Annotated in this window: 20 protein-coding genes; 10 read left to right on the forward strand and 10 right to left on the reverse strand. The window is 41.4% G+C overall.

The window, feature by feature from the left end; genetic code table 11:
- Positions 1-95 precede the first annotated feature (95 nt).
- On the reverse strand, positions 96-851 hold the full coding sequence (locus tag HRU23_15685; GenBank protein NRA55579.1) for an SDR family oxidoreductase: 756 nt from the start codon (positions 849-851) through the stop codon (positions 96-98).
- Positions 852-973: 122 nt separating this feature from the next.
- Here HRU23_15685 and HRU23_15690 point away from each other — a divergent pair, with 122 nt between their 5' ends.
- Complete coding sequence (locus tag HRU23_15690) at positions 974-1,873, forward strand: LysR family transcriptional regulator (protein NRA55580.1); 900 nt, start codon at positions 974-976, stop codon at positions 1,871-1,873.
- Positions 1,874-1,950: 77 nt separating this feature from the next.
- On the opposite strand, the gene HRU23_15695 is transcribed toward HRU23_15690, so the two are convergent.
- Complete coding sequence (locus tag HRU23_15695; protein NRA55581.1) at positions 1,951-2,838, reverse strand: LysR family transcriptional regulator; 888 nt, start codon at positions 2,836-2,838, stop codon at positions 1,951-1,953.
- Between the two features lie 118 nt (positions 2,839-2,956).
- On the opposite strand from HRU23_15695, the gene dkgB reads away from it, so the two are divergent.
- The 5 genes from dkgB (at position 2,957) to HRU23_15720 (ending at position 9,199) form a co-directional block, all read left to right on the forward strand.
- A complete protein-coding gene (dkgB, locus tag HRU23_15700) occupies positions 2,957-3,769 on the forward strand; it encodes a 2,5-didehydrogluconate reductase DkgB (GenBank protein NRA55582.1) in 813 nt (270 codons plus the stop codon).
- A 20-nt stretch (positions 3,770-3,789) separates the two neighbouring features.
- Positions 3,790-4,392: an NAD(P)H-dependent oxidoreductase gene (locus HRU23_15705; protein ID NRA55583.1), complete on the forward strand. Its 603-nt coding sequence runs from the start codon at positions 3,790-3,792 to the stop codon at positions 4,390-4,392.
- 194 nt (positions 4,393-4,586) lie between these two features.
- Positions 4,587-5,573: a transposase gene (locus HRU23_15710; GenBank protein NRA55584.1), complete on the forward strand. Its 987-nt coding sequence runs from the start codon at positions 4,587-4,589 to the stop codon at positions 5,571-5,573.
- 689 nt (positions 5,574-6,262) lie between these two features.
- Complete coding sequence (locus tag HRU23_15715; GenBank protein NRA55585.1) at positions 6,263-8,251, forward strand: tripartite tricarboxylate transporter permease; 1,989 nt, start codon at positions 6,263-6,265, stop codon at positions 8,249-8,251.
- A gap of 87 nt (positions 8,252-8,338) precedes the next feature.
- Entirely contained in the window at positions 8,339-9,199 is an 861-nt protein-coding gene (locus HRU23_15720; GenBank protein ID NRA55586.1) for a universal stress protein, read from the forward strand.
- Between the two features lie 179 nt (positions 9,200-9,378).
- On the opposite strand, the gene HRU23_15725 is transcribed toward HRU23_15720, so the two are convergent.
- The 7 genes from HRU23_15725 to HRU23_15755 form a co-directional block, all read right to left on the reverse strand.
- The gene (locus HRU23_15725; protein ID NRA55587.1) at positions 9,379-11,013 is read right to left on the reverse strand and encodes a methyl-accepting chemotaxis protein; all 1,635 of its coding nucleotides are present in this window, start codon (positions 11,011-11,013) and stop codon (positions 9,379-9,381) included.
- Between the two features lie 345 nt (positions 11,014-11,358).
- Positions 11,359-11,529: a DUF1315 family protein gene (locus HRU23_15730; GenBank protein NRA55588.1), complete on the reverse strand. Its 171-nt coding sequence runs from the start codon at positions 11,527-11,529 to the stop codon at positions 11,359-11,361.
- Position 11,530: 1 nt separating this feature from the next.
- Complete coding sequence (locus HRU23_15735; protein ID NRA55589.1) at positions 11,531-12,751, reverse strand: quinone-dependent dihydroorotate dehydrogenase; 1,221 nt, start codon at positions 12,749-12,751, stop codon at positions 11,531-11,533.
- A gap of 485 nt (positions 12,752-13,236) precedes the next feature.
- Positions 13,237-13,503, reverse strand: coding sequence for a hypothetical protein (locus HRU23_15740; protein NRA55590.1), 267 nt, complete (start codon positions 13,501-13,503; stop codon positions 13,237-13,239).
- Positions 13,504-13,549: 46 nt separating this feature from the next.
- Complete coding sequence (locus HRU23_15745; protein NRA55591.1) at positions 13,550-13,891, reverse strand: 4a-hydroxytetrahydrobiopterin dehydratase; 342 nt, start codon at positions 13,889-13,891, stop codon at positions 13,550-13,552.
- A gap of 10 nt (positions 13,892-13,901) precedes the next feature.
- Complete coding sequence (locus HRU23_15750) at positions 13,902-14,711, reverse strand: phenylalanine 4-monooxygenase (protein ID NRA55592.1); 810 nt, start codon at positions 14,709-14,711, stop codon at positions 13,902-13,904.
- Between the two features lie 300 nt (positions 14,712-15,011).
- Positions 15,012-16,415, reverse strand: a complete 1,404-nt coding sequence (locus HRU23_15755; GenBank protein ID NRA55593.1) for a sodium-dependent transporter — start codon at positions 16,413-16,415, stop codon at positions 15,012-15,014.
- 345 nt (positions 16,416-16,760) lie between these two features.
- Here HRU23_15755 and hppD point away from each other — a divergent pair, with 345 nt between their 5' ends.
- The 4 genes from hppD (at position 16,761) to maiA (ending at position 20,164) form a co-directional block, all read left to right on the forward strand.
- The gene (hppD, locus tag HRU23_15760; protein NRA55594.1) at positions 16,761-17,837 is read left to right on the forward strand and encodes a 4-hydroxyphenylpyruvate dioxygenase; all 1,077 of its coding nucleotides are present in this window, start codon (positions 16,761-16,763) and stop codon (positions 17,835-17,837) included.
- A 10-nt stretch (positions 17,838-17,847) separates the two neighbouring features.
- Entirely contained in the window at positions 17,848-18,414 is a 567-nt protein-coding gene (locus tag HRU23_15765) for a VOC family protein (GenBank protein ID NRA55595.1), read from the forward strand.
- On the forward strand, positions 18,411-19,421 hold the full coding sequence (locus HRU23_15770; protein NRA55596.1) for a fumarylacetoacetate hydrolase family protein: 1,011 nt from the start codon (positions 18,411-18,413) through the stop codon (positions 19,419-19,421). Before HRU23_15765 ends, HRU23_15770 begins: the two co-directional genes overlap by 4 nt.
- A gap of 101 nt (positions 19,422-19,522) precedes the next feature.
- Positions 19,523-20,164, forward strand: coding sequence for a maleylacetoacetate isomerase (maiA, locus tag HRU23_15775; GenBank protein NRA55597.1), 642 nt, complete (start codon positions 19,523-19,525; stop codon positions 20,162-20,164).
- Between the two features lie 159 nt (positions 20,165-20,323).
- Here the strand turns inward: maiA and HRU23_15780 are convergent, their stop codons facing one another.
- Entirely contained in the window at positions 20,324-20,779 is a 456-nt protein-coding gene (locus HRU23_15780) for a winged helix-turn-helix transcriptional regulator (GenBank protein ID NRA55598.1), read from the reverse strand.
- Positions 20,780-20,846: the final 67 nt, after the last annotated feature.

Genomic DNA, 20,846 nt, shown 5'->3' on the forward strand with positions numbered 1-20,846 from the left:
TTTAATATTAGTTGTGCCTAAATAAGCGGTGACACAACCAATAAGATAAAAAGTATCTAAATTAACTTATTTACTGGGTTTGAAAAATCAACGATTTATACAAACATTCCGCCTGAGGCTTCAATACGTTGTGCGGTTATCCAAGTGGCATCTTCAGACAGTAATAGACTGATAGCGCGGCCGATGTCATCGGGTAAGCCAGCTCTACCGAGCGCTGTTTTACTGGCAATAAGCGCATTTAGATCAGGATTGTCACGTACTGCACCCCCGCCAAAGTCGGTTTCTATTGCACCGGGTGCCAAGGTGTTTACCCGAATTTGGTGCGGCCCTAGCTCTTGCGCTAAGTAACGCGTCATCACTTCTAATGCACCTTTCATCATGGCGTATGCGCAGTAGCCCGGTAAACTAAAACGGGTCAATCCGGTCGATATATTGACAATGCTGCCACCGTCTTTTATCAGCGGCAGCAATTGCTGCGTCAGAAAGAAAGTCCCTTTTACATGCACATTCATTAATGCGTCAAACTGCGCTTCACTGGTCTGCTCAAACGATGCATGGATTCCCATGCCTGCGTTGTTTAGCAGATAATCAAAATTAACCCGTGCAAACTCGGTGTCGAGCAATGCCACTAAATCTTGATTAAATTGTGCGAAGCTAGTGTGGCAACTAAGATCCAAATGCAGTGCAAATGCTTTGCGCCCCATTTGCTGGATTTGTTTAACTACTTGCTCAGCTGCATCAAAATTTGATTGATAGGTGATAATTACATCTAGGCCTTTTTCGGCTAATGTCAGCGCTGTGTTTTTACCTAAACCTCGGCTGCCGCCGGTAATGAGAACTAACTTTGTCATTTTATCTTCCTGTAGTTGGTGAATTGAGGCTAGTTTAGATAAAGTATTACAGTTGATAAACATGGTGAAAGTGTTAGGTTTGTTCATATTTTATGAACAATGAACGGCAGATAAAAGAGCTAATGAATAAATTTGAGGCGATGCAGCGTTTTTTAGTGGTGGCGCAAACCGGAAGTTTTACCAAAAGCGCCGAGCAATTAGGTTTGCCAAAATCAGCCGTGTCACAGTCGGTTCAGCTACTGGAAAAAAGCCTAGGCACGCGCTTGTTTCAGCGCAGTACTCGCCGTGTCACATTAACTGACGACGGTGAACAGTTTTTACCTAAATGCCGAGCTATTTTGCACGATTTAGATTTGCTCGAAAGCCAGTTTCAACAAGGTGGCGATGAAATAAAGGGCAGTATAAAAGTGGACATGCCCGGACGTTTTTTGTGTAATTTTGTCTTGCCTCACCTAGAGCAATGGCGACAAACATACCCAAACGTTACGTTAAAGCTAAGCAGTAATGACTATCAAGTTGACTTAATTAAGCAGCAAGTTGATTTTGTGGTTAGAGTGGGCGAGCTTAATGATAGTGCATTGATATGTCGTAAACTGACCCAATTTAGCATGTTAAATTGTGTCAGCCCCAGCTACATTAAAAAGTATGGCATGCCACAAAAACTTGAAGATTTACAACATCACCTTTTGATCGACTACAACGCTACGCTTGGCAGCAGACTGGCGACGTTTGACTATCAAGATCAACACGGCAATCCGCAGCAAGTCGCAATGGCAAGTTCAGTTTCTGTTAATACCACAGAAGCTTACCTTACTGCCTGTGAGGCGGGTTTAGGGATCATCCAAGTGCCAAAAATAAGCGTTGATAAAGCGATTTTAGCGGGTGAACTGGTGAGTGTGCTAGATGACTATGTATATCAGAGCATGCCGGTGTCAATGCTTTATCCCTCAAGAAGACAGGTGCCAAAACGGGTTCAGCTTTTTATGGATTGGCTAGATGCGCTGGTGATAAAAGAAGGTTAAAGAGTTGGGCGATGAGTGTTTGCCAATCATCGCCGCCGCTTGTGGTCGATAAGTTATAATTTCACTTCTTGTTTCTCTTACAATTTAACTTCTAACTTCATAAACTCTATAAATGAGCTTACTCGTTTCGATAACTCTCTATTGCGGTAATAAACAATGTTAATTGGTTTTTCAATGTTTAATGTCGAGTTGACAAATAGCTGAACCAAACGACCCGCTTGTAAATCTTTACTAATAACAAAATCTGATAAACAAACAATACCCGAGTCGCATAAAGCAAGCTGCCTTAATGTTTCACCACTGTCTGCTTTTATATTTGGTTGAATATGTAGCAAGTTGTTAAATTGATCGTAAATAGGCCAGTCGTTTAAACTTTCGAAGCCACTAAAGCCTAATAAATAATGGTCATTTAAATCTTCAACTTTTTTGGGCGTGCCGTATTTTTTTAAATATTTAGGACTGGCAACAATACGGATTTTGGTCAAGCCTAGCGGTGTTGCACTTAATGACGAATCTTTTAATTGTCCGACCCGAATTGCAATATCTGTTCGCTGCTCTAATAAATCGATTAAATTTTCATTGTTCACTAACTCGATGTCGACATGAGGATAGGCTTTACTGTATTTATCGATTATTGGCACAATAACATTAAGCATAAATGGGGTTGCCGCATTAATGCGTAGTTTACCCGATGGTATATCCTTGCGCTGTAATAGCATATCTTCAGCTTCTTCAAGATCGTATAAAATATTACGCACTCGCGATAAATACTTTCCCCCTTCTTCAGTCAGCTCTAAACGCCGGGTATTACGCCTAAATAACGTGGTGTTTAATTTTTTTTCTAATCTTGATAATGAACGGCTAGCTGCTGATACGGTGATTTCTAACTCTTCTGAGGCCAGACTTATTGTGCCTTTATCGACAATGTTTATGAACGTATAAAGTTCGTTAATCGTGACTTTCATTGTTGATCCTTGTGCAAATGTATTTTGATCTTTAGTGACTTTTTGTCAATCATAGCTTGCTCTATAATCCTGTCAAATCAATCGACACATTTATAGATAAAGTTTAGGAAAATAGATTATGACAGTTCCAGCATTTGGCCTAGGTACTTTTAGATTACAGGGTGACACGGTTATTCACTCTGTTACGAACGCACTAGAATTGGGTTATCGAGCGATAGATACAGCGCAAATATACGATAATGAAAAAGAAGTAGGAATTGCGATTAAAAATAGCGCTGTTGCTGCTGATGATATTTATTTAACCACCAAAATTTGGGTTGATAACTTATCAAAAGAAACGTTAATACCAAGTTTAAAGGACAGCTTAAATAAATTAAATGTTGATGCCGTTGATTTGACATTAATTCACTGGCCAGCTCCTTCTAGTCCGATTCAACTTGAAGAGTATATGACGGCATTACTTGAAGCAAAGACCTTAGGCCTGACTAAAAAAATAGGGGTTTCTAATTTTAATATTGACCTATTAAAACAAGCAATCGCTGTTGTGGGTGCTGAAAACATTGAAACGAATCAAATCGAATTAAGCCCTTATTTGCAAAACCGTCAGTTAGTAGAATTTATGGGTCAGCAAGGTATTAAAGTGACCTCTTATATGACGCTTGCCTATGGCAAAGCATTGCAAGAGCCAGTTATACGAGCAATTGCGAAAACTAACCAGCAAACACCAGCCCAAGTTATTTTAGCTTGGGCACTTGCTAAAGGTTATGCCGTGATCCCATCTTCAACAAAAAGAGCAAACTTAGCCAGTAACTTACAAGCCCAGTACATCACGTTAAGCGACCAGCAATTAATGAAAATTGATCAGCTAGATGCGAACAGTCGAGAAGTAAACCCAGAAGGTCTAGCACCAGCTTGGGATCAATCAATTTAATTGCAACAAGGTATATAATCATGAAAAAAATATTAATTTTAAACGGCGGTAAAAGTTTTGGCCATTCAAAAGGTGAACTTAATGACACGATGACAAATGTTGCCCAGCAACATTTACTGAGCTTAGGTCATGAGGTTCAAGTAACTGTTATTGATGAAGGTTACGATGTTGACGCTGAAATAGACAAGTGGGTTTGGGCTGATGTCATCATTCAACAAACACCGGCTTGGTGGATGGGAGCGCCATGGACCGTTAAAAAATACATTGATGAAGTTTTCACTATTGGGCATGGCCGTTTGTATCAAAGTGATGGGCGATCGCGTGAAAATTCAGCACATAAATATGGCTCTGGTGGTTTATTACAGGGTAAAGAATACATGCTGTCAGTTACTTGGAACGCCCCGGCGGAAGCATTTACCGATCCAACTCAGTTCTTCGACGGAGTAGGTGTTGATGGCGTTTATGTCGCAATGCATAAAGCACATCAATTTTTAGGGATGACACCACTGGCAACATTCATGAGTAATGATGTTATTAAAAACCCAAGTATTGATAGTGATATTAAACGTTATAAAGAACACTTAAGTGAATTATTGGGAAGTGAACTATTGGGACACACATAATTATGTAATTGATTTAAAGGCTATCTAGCTATATTAGGGGCCTTTTCATTGTCATGGCCTATACTCTCCAAGTGAAACTATTGGGACACACATAACTATGTAATTGATTTAAAGGCAATCTAGCTATATTAGGGGTCTTTTCATTGTCATGGCCTATACTCTCCAGTGCTACATTCTACTAGTTGAGGTGAGCCATGACCCGCGCAAGACATTCTCAAATTGATTTAACCGCCACCAGTTTTTATCACGTTATCAACCGCTGTGTACGCCGCAGTTACTTATGTGGCGATGATAAGGTTAGCGGTAAAAACTTTGACCATCGCAGGCAATGGCTAGTCGAGCGCTTTACAATGTTATCTGATGTTTTTTCAATTAATATTGCCGCTTATGCTGTAATGAGCAATCACTATCATCTGGTGCTTCAGGTCGATAAAGTAGCTGCTGATACATGGACAATGGATGAGGTAATAGAACGTTGGTACCGTTTGTTTAATGGCCATTTGTTAGTTGACCGTTATTTAACTGAGGAAACAATTAGTCCAAGTCACTTGGAGGCCGTCGAAAAGTTAGTAGCGCTTTGGCGAGCAAGGCTTTACGACATATCTTGGTACATGAAATGTCTCAATGAACACATTGCACGGCAAGCCAATAAAGAAGATAAGTGTACCGGGCGTTTTTGGGAGGGCCGCTTTAAATCACAAGCGCTGCTTGATGATATTGCCTTACTTAGCTGCATGGCTTATGTAGATTTAAACCCTATCCGAGCAGGGGTCGCCCCCAACTTATCGGAAAGTCATTTCACCTCGATTCAAAAGCGTATTGCGCAATATAAATCCCATCAAAAACAGATAACCAAGAACAATAGTGATATATCCGTGCCTGAACAGCCGAAGACCTTACTGCCGTTTTCTGGCACTGATAACACCCAAGCCATTCCATTTAGTTATAGCGATTATTTTGAATTGGTTGATTGGAGCAGCCGCCATGTTGATCCTAATAAATCAAGCTATGTCGATTCAGGTGAGCCCCAAATACTAACAACCCTAGGTATTGATGAAGATGATTGGCTAACGGCTGTCAAACATTTTAGACGGCAATATGGTAGCTTCGCGGGTACTACTGAACATCTGCGCGACTTTGCACATCACCACGGTAGAAGCTGGTGTAAACACCCGAGCTAATCAATCGAGTATCGATACCATTACAACGATAAAATCGATAATATGAGATAAGCTCAGGCACCAGTACGTCTAAATTCTAACAAAACTCTAATCAATCAACTTATGTCGATAAAATTATAGACCAATACGTTCGGCCGTATTCGATTCGAGCTACTTTTGACAGTTTGGTAGCATCTTGAAATTATTTTTATCAACGATTTAGTTATGGCTGTCCCTAGTTAAATGCTTATTTAGTTATGGCTGTCCCTAGTTTTAAGCAAAGAGTACGGTGTATGGAAAACCTTCTTTATTGCAGGTTTTTCCGCCCAAAAAGGTATTTTCTTACCCAGTAAAACCTCGCCAGAGATTATTGAAGCATGGCGTAATGCTGCAGCAAAAGTTATTTCTAAAGAAGGCTTTAAGCAAGAATCTGAAGCTGTGTTAGGACAGTATCCTCAATTAGTTCATCAAGACGCCATGAAGGTATTAAATGCCGCGTTGAGCATTTCTGATGAAGATAAAGACTGGGTTAGAAACTTCTTAACTGAAAAATATAACGCAAGATTTTAATTGCTTATCGCAATAACTCTGCAGTAACAATGCCGTCGTTAATGACTTTAGACCAAACTTCACTCTCATTAGTTGACGGCATATATTTGTAACAAAATTGGCGCTTTAACGAGCTAAATTATTCTAATAAGGAGAACAGTATGCTTGATGCATTTTTAGTAGCATTGCAAACTATTCTTACCCCGACCCATTTAATGTATCTTAGTGGCGGCGTGTTTTTAGGCCTGATCATTGGTATTTTTCCCGGGCTTGGTGGCATTGCTGGTTTATCGCTACTGTTACCGTTTCTATACGGTATGGAGCCGATTTCTGCGTTAGCGATGTTAATCGGCTTAGTTGCCGTTATTCCAACGTCTGACACTTTCACCTCGGTCTTAATGGGCATTCCGGGCTCAAGTGGCTCACAGGCAACCGTGCTTGATGGTTTCCCAATGTCGAAGAAAGGCCAAGCCGCCCGCGCTTTATCTGCAGCATTTGCATCGTCCCTTTTTGGTGGCTTATTCGGCGCCGCTATTTTAACTCTGTTTGTACTAATTGCGCGGCCAGTTATTTTGGCGTTTGGCTCGGCAGAATTGTTTATGCTAACGCTGTTAGGTCTAAGCATGGTTGGGGTACTTGCTGGTAACAGTTTAATCAAAGGACTTAGCGCCTGTGGTTTGGGGCTGGTACTGGGCACATTAGGTGGCGCACCTGCGACGGGTGAATACCGCATGGCCTTTGATAATTCATACTTAATGGATGGCATTCCATTGGTGGTCGTTGGTTTAGGCATTTTCGCGTTACCTGAAATTATTGATTTATTACGTCAAAATCGTTCAATTTCCGAAGCCTCATCTTTGGGCACAGGTTGGCTCGATGGACTTAAAGATTTAGTGAAGCACAAATGGTTAGCTGTTCGTTGTGCCGTAATAGGTTGTATTGTCGGCGCATTACCTGGTTTAGGTGGTAGTGTCGTTGACTGGATTGCCTACGGACACGCGGTTCAAACCTCTAAAGATACGAGTGAGTTTGGCAAAGGGGACGTCCGTGGCGTTATCGCACCCGAAGCATCGAATAATGCGAAAGAGGGCGGTGGTTTAATTCCAACCTTGTTATTTGGCATACCAGGCTCTGGCAGCATGGCAGTGTTTTTAGGTGGCATGGTGCTGATTGGACTAGAACCTGGTCCGGCAATGATTACGACCGATCTCGATGTTACCTATACCATCGTTTGGTCGTTGGCGCTGGCTAATGTGATTGGCGCGGGTGCCTGTTTACTTATTTCTAAATGGGTCGCAAAAATTACCACTATTCCATACGCCTTAATGGCACCATTTATGATAATGGTTATCTTTTTTGCCGCGTTCCAAGCAACTCGTGACTTAGGCGACTTAATGGCCTTGCTAGGTATTGGGGTGCTGGGTGTCTTAATGAAACGCTTTGGGTGGCCGCGTCCGGCATTTTTAATCGGCTTTGTGTTGGCTGGTGGAATGGAAACCTATTTATATCAAGCGATTCAGTTTGATGGTATTGGCTTTTTATTAAAACCTGGTGTGTTAATTATTGGTGCGTTAATCGTATTGTCGATATTTTTTGCCGCACGCCACGCAATTAAAGAAAGCAAGGAAAGCGCAGAGCATGAAGCGACTGAGCCAAGACGTCTAAAAGCAACTAATTTACAGCCTCAAGTGTATTTTGCTGGTGCGGTCAGTTTTGTGTTCGCTTATGGTTTATACGACGCTTTTCAGCAGTCATTCCTCGGTGGGGTTTTCCCTGCGGTGGTCTGTGGATTAATGTTGCTGCTGTCACTCGTCATCGTGTTCAAGTTGGTCAATAACCAAGTTGATGATGCGGTCAATTTCGATAATGAAGTCGAAGCGGGTTACGTTAACAACTTAAGCATCACCGGCTTGTGGCATTACGTTTATTGGTTATGCGGTTTGGTTGCTGGCTGTTTTTTAATTGGTTATGTATTTTCAATCAGCGTTTTCTTCGTGTTGTTTTTATTGATTAAGGCTCGAGCGTCAATCACCAGAACCTTGGTATTAACGACCAGTGCGTTAACATTTTTACTCACGCTGTCTCATGTGATGGTATTGGAACTACCGACAGGTTATCTGCAAGAAGCAATCAACTTCCCATCATTTTAGCGTTAATTCGTTAAACAATTTTAGCGGGTAGCATCTTTTATAAGGTGTTGCCTGCTAAGCCATTTCTAGTTTGAAAAGGATAACAAAATGATTTCACCTAAACTCATCTTAATGCCGCTATCAACTAGCGGCCATGTGACTGAGCGTCTAACTGGCGGGTTGGCCATTGCCAAGTATTTCAATGCCCACCTCGATGTTTTACATTCACAGATTGACCCGCGTACTTTTTTACCCAATGATCAATTGGGGCTGCCGGTGAAGCTGGTGCGGGAATTAGCCAGTTTTGCTGGAAAGTTTTCTCAGTCTGAATCGGTTGATTTAAAAAAGAAATTTATCGATTTGTGTGTTGCGCAATCGATTGAATATAACGCTAGCGGCGAGTTTTCTGCCACCGCCACCGCCGCTTGGCACGAGCTCAGTGGTTTACGCAGTGAAATAGTGGCTGAAAAAGGAAAAGTCGCCGACTTAATTATTATCCCGCAATCGAAAGACGGTAAGTCCACTTCGACGTTTGAAGCGTCGGTGATGCGCAGTGGTAAGCCCATATTATTAGTGCCAAGAGCCCTAACCACATTTAATCCAAATACCGTGGTTGTCGGTTGGAATGCGAGTACCGAAGCGGCAAGGACGTTATCTTTTAGTTTACCGTTATTAAAATCTGCGCAAAAAGTGATTATTGCGACTAGTGCTAAGCGGGTTAATAATAATCCCAATGGTAACGACGTGGTCCAATATCTGTTACGACACGGCATTGATAGTCAGTTTTTAACATTTGATACCAGTAAACAATCAACCGCTGAGGCATTTTTAAGTTTTGCGCACAGTCATGCTGCTGATTTACTGATCACTGGGGCATTTACCCATCGCCGCTTACATGAGCAGATCTTTGGTGGGGTAACTAGCCATATGCTGGCCAAGACAAAATTGCCAATTTTAATGGCGCATTAACTTTTTTAAATTGACTAACGCATTGCTAAATATAGTGAAGGTGTAATCGAGTTGAGCTATTGATTTACTTTATATTAAGCATAACGAATGTAAATTAGGTGGGGAATGCTCATTAAACCTAAGGTGAATCTAGAGAAATATTACATCCTCTAGATTCACCAGCTCAGACTATTGATGGGTTATAGTTTAAAACGGTCAACCACCGCAGACATTTTTGTACTGCTGCTCTTGAGCTCTTGGCTGGCGGTGGCGAGATTTTCAGTATTTGTTACCGACTCATCGGTCATCGCAGCTAATTCATTAATTCGTAAATTTACTTCATCTGCTGCTTGGGTTTGTTGTTCGGTAGCACGTGCGATGTGGTTACTCATTTCAGATATATTACTAATTAAACGGTCTATTTCGTTAAGCGAGGTATCCGCTTTTGCAGCTTGTTCAACCGTGCTATTGGAAATACTTTTACTGGTATTTACTGCGGCAACTGCTTCTTGAGCGCCAGCCTGTAAGCGCAAAATCATTTGTTGTATTTCATCGGTACTTTTGCCGGTTCGACTCGCTAATGTTCTCACTTCATCGGCGACGACCGCAAAACCTCGTCCTTGTTCACCAGCCCTTGCCGCTTCGATAGCGGCATTTAGCGCGAGTAAATTGGTTTGCTCTGCAATGCCTCTGATGACATCAAGTACTGCGCCGATATTATCAGTTTCAGTAGCTAAGTTGCTGATTACTCGACTTACTTCGTTAATGTTAGTTGAAAGGGACTCTATTTGTTCGATAGTCGTGGAAATAATCTCTTTGCCATCGGTGGTGTTTATCAATGCTTGATTAGCGGCCTGATTGGCGGCGTCGGCACTGCTACTGACTTCTCGAATATTTGACGTCATTTGCTCCATGGCCGTCGCTACTTGAGTCGTATTGTCACGCTGTAACTGGATGAAATCATTACTCGTTTGACTTGTTTGAGATAAAAAATCAGCTTGTGCCCTTACTTCTGCAGAGTTTTGGGAAACTTCGATTAGCGAGCTGCGCATTTTTTCAGTAAACAAATTAAAGTAATAAGAAAGCCGCGACACTTCGTCGTTGGCATTCGCGTCGAGTTTTTTGGTAAGGTCACCATCACCTTGAGCAATATCTTTCATTAAATCACTCGCGGCCCTCGTCGGAGTAATAATACTTTTTCCAATAACGTAACTTAAAAGAATGGTTAAGGCTGCGGCTATTAAGGTTTCAATGATTAACGAGTCACGTTGTTTTTTAAAGATGACATCGACATTATCAATATAGATCCCGGAACCAATTATCCACTGCCAGGGGCTAAAACCTTTAACAAAAGCTATTTTATCAACCGGGGCATCGGCACCAGGTTTTGGCCATTTATAATGTACAAAGCCTTCGCCTTCTGCACGCACGACTTTGACCATTTCAACGAAAATCGCCACGCCATCGGGATCTTTAACATTAGCAACAGATTTGCCGTTAAGTGAGGGTTTAATTGGATGCATGATTACTCTTGGTTCGTCGTTGTTAATCCAAAAATAATTGGTTTTGTCATAACGGATATCTTGAATAACGAGTAATGCCTTTTCCTTTGCCGCTTGCTCAGTCAATTTCCCTTGTTGCTGGAGCTGATAAAAGTGATTTAATATGCTGTGACTATTTTGTACCAGTTGTTTAACTTTTTCATATTGTTGGCCATTCAGAGATTGATATTGACTATAAAGGTTACTACTACTTTGCAGAATTAATCCCAAAATGATCAGGGCGACCATAATAGCAAGGCGTTGTTGAATGCTAAATTTTCTTAGTATATTCATATAAACTCACTCATCATTAATTACATTGAATTTTAGTCGTTATTTGTAAAACTTCACGTTGGCTCTTAATTATTTTTATGGTTTTGCAAAAGTAAATCTAATAAAGGTCTGAAACAGTGATTAGAAATGACAGCTGTATCATTACTTTGATTATCATTTTTGATAAATAAAAGGAGTCTCCCTGTCGTTGCACTAAGGAAATTTACTATATTCAACTCAGCATGGATAGCTGGAAAATGGTCGTATCAATAATTGGGTAAATAGACTTTTAACATAAATCGGAAGGTAAGTAAAAGCCAGTTAACTATTGGGTGTCACTTCATTATGGTTAACTGGCTTTTGGTATTAATGGAATTGAGCTTGTTGATTACCCTCTTGATAAAACAGGGCTTGCTCACAAGTACGCCTTTGCTGTTCGGTTAATCTTAAGCCGTTGCTCCATGCCCCGCGCATTAACGCGAGGCGAAATTCACTGCATATCTCAACGGGCAAGTGAGTTGCTACTTGCTCAAACATATTAGGCAACCTCGCCAGAATGTTGCTCGGATGGCGTTAGTTCTTCCGGTGTAGTGAGCTCTAATGCCGGTAACGGATTTCTAGAACCTACCGCTTGTTCTAATGTGGTGAAGCCATCTTCTTTTAATAACAGAACCAAGCCGCGGTTAATTTCGCTAATATTTTGCGGACCATCGAAAATTAATGTCGTGATCATATGTAAAATACTGGCTCCTGAGGTTATTTTTTCGTAAGCATCTTTTGCGGTAAAGATGCCGCCAACCCCGATAATAGTTAATTCACCCCGAGTACGACGATAAACATGACGGATAACGCTGGTCGAAATGCGTTGCAGCGGCAGTCCACTCATTGCGCCTTTACCTTGAGGTAATACGCCAAGATTAGAGGGGTATTCAGCTGCAATATGTTCTTGATTTGTTTCTGGTTTGGCAAGGTTAGTTAATACAACACCATCCATTTTGTGCTCAATACAACCGTCAATGATGACATTAATTTCATCAATAGTGAGATCTGCTGCGAGTTTGACATAAATAGGCTTACTAGATATTGGGCGAATTCGCTCATTGACCGCGTTAAGCAATGTAGACAAATTTTTCTCATTAACAAAGGGTTCACCATCTTGAGTATTAGGGCAGCTAATGTTTATGGTGAAATAATCTCCGATATCTTTAAACAAGGTCAGCGTTTTAAGGTAATCACGAATTGATTCTTCTAGGACAAAGTCGGGTGATACATTTGATTTAGCCGCGTTAATACCAACCCGTAACTGTCCAAAATTAACATCGGTTAAGCGCGTTGAAATTTTCTCTGCACCGAGATTGTTTAGTCCGTACCAAACAACAATAGATTTTGACTTTACCATTCTAAATAAGCGTTTACCTGGATTACCTGGGCACACTTCACCGGTGAATGACCCAAGTTCAGCCAAGCCAAACCCCAGCGCGGGATAGATTTTTGTTAACTCACCGTCTTTATCGAACCCTGCTGACAGACCCAGCGGATTGCGATATTTGATGCCATCGACTTCAATATTTAAGCTTTTGTGCTCGTAGTTAAATAACAATGACGTTAGTTGCCTAGTCAAGGGGTTGCTTCCTAAAAACACCCCAATCTTCTTCAGGCTATAGTGTGCTTGTTCAGGATCCATTAAAAATATTACCGGACGAAAGATCCGGTATAGTACTTTTAAAAATAAATTTCTTAGCCCAACGATAAAGCTCATAGTCAATGTCCTTAGTTATGTGTAATGAGTGATGTGCACAACAATGCAATGCGAATGATAATCGATCTCGTTCGTATTGCAAGTGTGGGATAAACTTTTTTATTGTTGATGTGCTACCTCGGAGATTTTCTGGCCGTTGCTAGCGCTGAAATTATGCCAGTTAAAGAGGTTTTAAATTTCTCAAATACTTATACGCGCTTGGGGGCATTTAGCGAAAAAAGTTTAACGGCATTGTAAATGGGCGGATAATGTCTTGGTCGTTTATCGCCAATATGACGTGCGACTTAGCAGTCTGAGGGAGTTGTCTAATAAGTCGGTAGTGGGTTTTAAGCGTTCGACTCAAATTATGCGCTTGATGGATGCACCAAAAATTTTATGATTAGCTAGCAATGAGAGCTGGGTGCATTCAACTCACTCGGTTTGATAACACGGCTCGTCGGTTATGTTTTTAATAGTTAGTATCTAGCGCATTAACACGTTTAATTTCAGTGGCAGATAAATATTGCTGCCAGGACTGGCGTTAAATCATAAAGGCGCTGGATAGCAAGTGATTCAAACACCTGGTAGAAAATTTCGGATAGCTGTTGATTTTGTGCGGGAGATAAGTTGTTCTTTTCTGTGATAAGAGCTTGTTTTAACATGTAGTCTTCGTCTTGCTGGTATTGATATCTTGATTCACCAATTTCATTAAGGTATAGAAAACATCCACTTAATATAGACAAATATTGATCTAAAGCTGGGTTAATAAGCAACGGTTGATAAAACTCCAAATGGAATTTTTCAACCGTGTGTTATCACTTAATCTTTTAACAAATCATCTGTTTTCGCCGCGCAAATAAAGTCATTTTTATGTAAGCCTTTAATCGCATGAGTCCAGTAAGTTACTGTTACTTTGCCCCATTCAGTTAAGATGCCCGGGTGATGAAATTCAGCTTCAGCAAGCTCGCCAACTTTATTGGTAAACGCTAAGGCGAGTTTAAAGTTTTTAAATTTGAATTCACGCTCTAGTTGCATAACGCCATCGCGTACCACAGGGACCCAGTCAGGGATCATTTTTATTAGTTCGGCTAACTCTTGATCTGAAACTTGAGGGGCATCTGCCTGACAGGCCTCACATTGTTGTGCACTTAAATTAGACATTATTTATCCTTTAACTTGCGAGTGGTTGTTGAGTCGTTTTTTTTGCCTTAAACAGCGGTTGATGCAACCCAAGTTTTTTGGCTTTTTCGACTAATGACAATAAATCCATATTTGATATATCAAAGAGATCATCAATGGAGTTGATCGTGTGGTAAATGGGTTGAATAATATCAATCCGATACGGCGTGCGAAAGACGTTGAGCACATCGAGCTCGATTATTTGTGGTTGGCCCGAGTAAACATACTGGGTTTCCCCTGGACTTGATAAGATGCCACCGCCATAAATCTTAATTTTTTCGTTAACTTTCATCAAGCCAAATTCGACAGTAAACCAGTATAGTCGAGCTAAGTAAACACGATCTTGTTTATTGGCTTGCAAGCCAATTTGGCCGTATTTATGGGTGAAATCAGCAAAGGCTTGGTTGGTTAACATGCCACAGTGGCCAAATATCTCATGAAAAATATCTGGCTCGGTCAGGTAATCAAAGTCTTCGCTGCTACGAATAAAAGTAGCGACCGGAAATTTTTTATCGGCTAACAGTGCGAAAAACTTATCGAAGCTGATCAAGGCTGATACTGGCGCACATTCCCAACCTGTAGTGGCACGTAATACCTTGCTGACATCTTCAAGTTGCGGAATACGATCGATTGGTAATTGCAGTTTTTCGAGCCCTTGCAGGTACTCATCACAAGCTTTGCCTTTAATGCATTCAAGTTGGCGGGTGATTAATTGGGACCAGATCTTATTTTCTTGATCGCTCCAATTGATGAAACCATTTTCATCGGACTGTTTAGAAATGTATTGAGATGACTTTGACATGTTAACCCTTAAATCATTATGAATTTGAAAGCTTAAATAACGAAAAAACTAACTTATAAATTAACCAAAGATGTGCTTTCAACGTGTTGTATCATGTTATTTTAGCGTGCAAAGTAATCAAGTTTTAGTCGCTTAATTAAACTAAGCTCAAAGACTTGCTCCGTAACCATATATTTACAGTAGCTCTTGTTAAGAACAGTCTTAATAACTGTTATAAGACATATTGTTTAGAAAAATAACATGTTAGATACAGAGATAAGTGACCCGTTTGGGAAACGGGTCATTTATCCTGAATTAAAATTACAACGAAATTACACCAAGTGCGTTAAGGAATACCACCACGATCCCGATTGGAGTCAGATAACGCATGGTCAATTGCCATAACTTAAAGCATATACCTTTGCCCAGTCCTAATTCCTGTTCGGCAACTTTGCTGTTGATTACCCATGCTGAGAAAATTGCGACTAATAAACCGCCTAATGGCATCATTAGGTTTGCGGTTAAGAAGTCGATAAGCTCAAAGAAGTTCTTGCCGAATATTTTGTGTTGTTCCCAGATATTAAATGAGAACACGGTACCGACACCTAAGATCCATAATACAAAACCCGAAGTAACACAGGCTTTAAGGCGTGAGTATTTACATTTTTCGGTTAACCAAGAAACGGCCGGTTCAATTAAAGATATTGCCGAGGTTAGTGCTGCGATAGACAACATCACAAAGAACAGGGTGCCAAATACGATACCAAAAGGCATTTGACCAAAGGCGATAGGCAAGGTCACGAAGATTAGACCTGGACCTGCGCCCGGCTCTAATCCGTAAGCGAACACGATTGGGAAAATTGCCATGCCAGCGAGGAGGGCAACCACGGTATCTACTATCGCAACTGCGATTGATGTTTTTACAATTGACGTGTCTTTCGGTAAATAAGAGCCGTATGTCATGATCGCGCCAGACGCTAAGCTTAAGGTGAAAAATGCATGACCTAACGCGACTAACACGCTTTCGGTGCTCAGTTTGCTAAAATCAGGTGCAAACAAAAACTCAACACCTTCAATGAAGTGGCCTGTGCTCATAGCGTAACCGACCATGATCAAAATAAGAATCAACAAGCCCGGCATCAAATAGTTAACGGCTTTTTCTAAACCAGCGTTAACGCCTCGACCCACGATATACATTGTCATGATAACCACTAGAGTGCTCCAAGAGAGCAAACGAATAGGATCGGCTAACATATCTCCAAACATGGCACCGGCTTGATCGGGTGTTATATCAGTAAAAGCACCGCTGCCTGAGGTGAAAATATAAGAAACGGCCCAGCCTGCAATCACGGTGTAGAAGCTTAAAATTAAAAAACCGGTAATAACGCCCATCCAGCCAACACCCTTCCAAAACTTACTGGCCTTGGCTTCTAGCGCTAAAGCTGCCATCGCATCTGCGGGATTTTTCTGGGCGCGGCGACCAATCATAATTTCGGCCATCATCACGGGAATGCCGATCAATAAAATACAGGCTAAGTAAACTAAAACAAAAGCGCCACCACCATTTTCACCAGTGATATAGGGAAATTTCCAAATATTACCCAGGCCAACGGCTGAACCTGCCGCCGCCAGAATAAACGCCATTCGGCTCGACCACTGGATCCGTTTTTTACCTGTTGCAACGCTATCGACGGGCACGCTGCCAGCCACTGTTAAATCAGACATAAATCTTTCCTTAATTTTTATTTTTTAGTTAGCTAATGTCGGGCCGTTTACCTGCTGTAGATAACGATTAATCGCTGTTTTTTATAATATTGGTAATAGGTTTCCGCTTAGCTGCTTATTATTTATTGTTGAATTCACATGTTTACGTCAACGTAAACCCGATCATCTTTACTCAAAAGACGATATAATAAAAGAATTATGTTTGACTTAACTCAATCTAATAAATAGATTGTTATTGTTGTGGGATATTTATTGAAGCAACCTTGACATTAGTAACTTATGATACTAATGTTGGGTGCATAAGTAACGTCTGTTACTAATTTAATTAAGCATTAGGAGAATGGAATGGCAGATTTATTTGAAAATCCGATGGGATTAGATGGTTTTGAATTCGTTGAATTTACCGCGTTGGAACGAGGTATTCTCGAGCCGGTTTTTGAACTGATGGGTTTTAGCTTAGTGGCCAAACATCGTTCTAAAGCCGTTGAATTATGGCGTCAGGGAAATATTAACTTTATTACTAATTATGAGCCAAAAAGCCACGCCGCTTATTATGCACAAGAGCATGGCGCCTCTGCTTGTGGCATGGCTTTTCGTGTTAAAGACGCTGAGTTTGCTTACACCAGTGCGTTAGAAAAAGGCGCTCAACCGGTTCATATTGACACTGGCATCATGGAATTACGCTTACCGGCGATTAAAGGCATTGGCGGTGCAACCCTCTACCTTATTGATCGTTATGAAGAAGGTAAGTCAATTTATGACATCGACTTTATTTGGATCGATGGCGTTGACAAGAATCCAGAAGGCTGTGGTTTTCATACCTTAGATCACCTTACGCATAACGTGTACCGTGGCAGAATGGATCATTGGGCTAACTATTATGAAGATCTGTTTAACTTCCGCGAAATTCGCTATTTCGACATTAAAGGTGAATACACTGGGTTGTTATCAAAAGCATTAACAGCGCCCGATGGCAAAATCCGTATCCCGCTTAATGAAGAAGCTGGCAGCGGTGGCCAAATTGAAGAGTTCTTAATGAAATACAACGGTGAGGGTATTCAGCATATTGCCTTTGCTTGTGATGATTTGTTCGCTTGTTGGGATCGTCTCAAAACTAAGGGCATAAAGTTCATGACCGCGCCTCCAGAAACCTATTATCAAATGCTCGATCAGCGTTTGCCTGGGCATGGCGAACCTATTGGCGAACTACAATCACGTGGCATTTTGCTGGACGGCACCACCGAAGGTGGAGAAACCAAGCTACTATTGCAAATATTCTCAGATACCTTGCTGGGTCCAATATTTTTTGAGTTTATTCAACGTAAAAAAGACGACGGTTTTGGTGAGGGCAACTTTAAAGCCTTGTTTGAATCGATTGAACGTGACCAAATTGAGCGTGGTATTATTGGTAAAACAGCCTAGGGGATAACACATGAATATTCAACGAATTCATCATGTCGCTTACCGTTGTAAAGATGCTAAAACCACGGTAAATTTTTATCGTGATTTACTCGATATGGATTTTTTATTGGCGATTGCAGAAAACGAAGTGCCATCGACCAAAGAGCCTGATCCTTATATGCATGTTTTTTTAGATGCAGGTCAGGGCAATGTCTTAGCCTTTTTTGAAATTCCTAATTCTCAAGCGATGGGCAAAGATCTTAATACGCCGGAGTGGGTCCAGCATATTGCGTTTGAAGTTGGCACGATGGATGAACTATTAGCGGCCAAAGACAAATTGATTGCGGCGGGGTTAAGCGTGCTTGGCCCGACCGATCACACCATTTTTAAATCAATTTACTTCTTTGATCCTAACGGTCACCGCATTGAATTGGCGGTTAACACGGCAAAACCTGGTATGTTAGATGAACTAAAACGTGTGGCACCAGCGATGTTGGACGAATGGGCTATAACAAAAAAAGCCCCTCAGCACGCTGCTTGGTTACATAATGGCGACGATTTCCCGAGTGCATCACATTCTACAGGAGAAAAAATATGAAACTTGCAAGCATTAAGGCAGGTCGAGACGGCGCGTTATATGTGGTTAAAAGTGATTTAACCACCATGGTTTCAGCGCAAGACATTGCGCCGACAATGCAAGCAGCATTAGACGACTGGGCAGCGATTGAACCCTTGTTAAACGCTCGTTCTCAAGCGTTAGAGTCTGGCGTAATAGCCGGTGAAACATTTGACCAAACCGCTTGTGCTTCACCATTACCACGGGCATATCAATGGGCCGATGGCAGCGCTTATGTTAACCATGTTGAGTTAGTGCGCAAAGCACGTAATGCTGAAATGCCAGCGACTTTTTGGACCGAACCATTGATGTATCAAGGTGGTTCAGACACATTTTTAGCGCCTCATGATCCGATTGTAATGCCGCAAAGCGAAGGGTTTGGCATTGATTTTGAAGCTGAAATAGCCGTGATCACCGATGATGTTCCGATGGGCGTCGATGCCGATGACGCACTGAACTATGTTCGTTTGGTGATGTTAGTAAATGACGTCTCGCTACGAGGTTTAATTCCTGGAGAATTAGCTAAAGGTTTTGGTTTTTTCCAGTCAAAACCATCGAGTGCCTTTAGTCCTGTTTGTGTCACGCCACAAGAGTTAGGCGAAACATGGCAAGGTGGTAAGTTATCATTGCCATTACAGTCTCATTTTAATGGCGAGCTGTTTGGCAAGCCAGATGCTGGCATTGACATGACTTTCCATTTTGGTGAATTAATTGCTCACGCCGCTAAAACCCGTCCGTTAGCTGCTGGCACCATTATTGGTTCTGGTACCGTATCGAACAAACTCAATGATGGCCCGGGTAAATCTGTGCTAGACGGTGGGGTTGGTTACAGCTGTATCGCTGAAGTTCGAATGATTGAAACCATTGAACAAGGCAAGCCGAGTACTGCGTTTATGGATTTTGGTGATTCAATTAAGATTGAAATGTTTGACCAACAAAATAAATCAATTTTTGGTCAAATTGATCAGACAGTCACTAAATCCGAGTAAGCTCCGCCTTTAAGTAGCTGTCATTATCAACAGGTCTCGGTGTTTTTCATCGGGACCTGTTTTTGTTAAAGTGTTATAATTCAATCAATGAGATAGCTCCTATGATTTTATATGATTACTGCCGTTCATCCGCGTCATACCGCGTTAGAATTGCGCTCAATTTAAAACAAATACCTTACCAGCAAATAGCCATTAACTTAGTCACTGGTGAACAATGCTCGGCGTCACACACACAACGTAATGCTCAGCAATTAGTACCGGCGATCGATGATAACGGCGTTAAGCTGACGCAGTCTTTGGCTATTTGTGAATACCTTGATGAGGCTTATTTTCAAACGCATCAACTTATTTATGGTAATGCCGCGCAGCGCAGCGAAATTAGAGCGTTTGCATTAGCGATTGCCTGTGAAACAGCTCCGGTTAACAATCTGCGGGTATTAAAGTACTTAGTAGCTGAGATGGCGGTTGATGAAGATAAGAAATTACAATGGTATCAGCATTGGGTTAACACCACGTTCACCGCATTAGAAGCGCAATTAGCCGCACGTACTGTGCAATCAACGTTTTGTTTTGGTGAGCTGCCATCGCTCGCTGATGTGTGTTTAATTCCGCAAATATTTAACGCCAAACGCTTTCATATCGACATGAGTGCTTACCCCATTCTGAGTGAAATTGATCGGCAGTGCCAGCGTATTGCAGCGTTTGCTAAGGCGCATCCCGACCAACAAGCCGACGCCCAATAACGCTATTTTAGCGCCTATCTACGTTGCCTCCACGGACGGAGGTACTTGAGTTCTGCTTGGAGCAGAGAACTCGTGATAATCACTAAAGTTTCGTCACTGGAAGTTAATAATATTTGTATTCATTTTATTTGACCTGCTAAAAATTCAGGTTGAATAAGCTTATTTACTCGTCGGTTCGAGCAAGCCACTTAACTTCAGGGTTAAGCTTTTTAATTGCAGGCGCTCTGACGTCGTTAACCCCTCGAGCAATCGTAATTCTTGTGCTTGCACTAAAGGTATAATCTCTTGGTACAAAGCTTTACCTTTAGTTGTGAGGTTTAATCGATTGGTGCGACGGTCAGTATCGCTGGTATGTTGTGACAGCACACCTGACGCCATTAGTTTGCTAATGGCTCGGCTCACTTGCATTTTATCGAGTCGAGTAAATAGGCAGATATCACGCGCTGATATTTCACTGTGCTGGCCGACGGTCGCTAAAATACGCCATTGAATTTTTGACAAGTCATATTTTTTGTATATTTGGGCAATAAACTCACTCATTTGTTGAGCCAAGATCGAAAACTGGTAAGGGAAAAAACCATTAAGATCTAATAGTACTTCATCATTGATAGCCATTTAACATACACTCAGTTGAACCAAATGATTATATTACAATAGCGATGGCGCCATTGTCATTGACTTT

This window comes from Gammaproteobacteria bacterium (assembly GCA_013214945.1).
Taxonomy (GTDB): domain Bacteria; phylum Pseudomonadota; class Gammaproteobacteria; order Enterobacterales; family Psychrobiaceae; genus Psychrobium.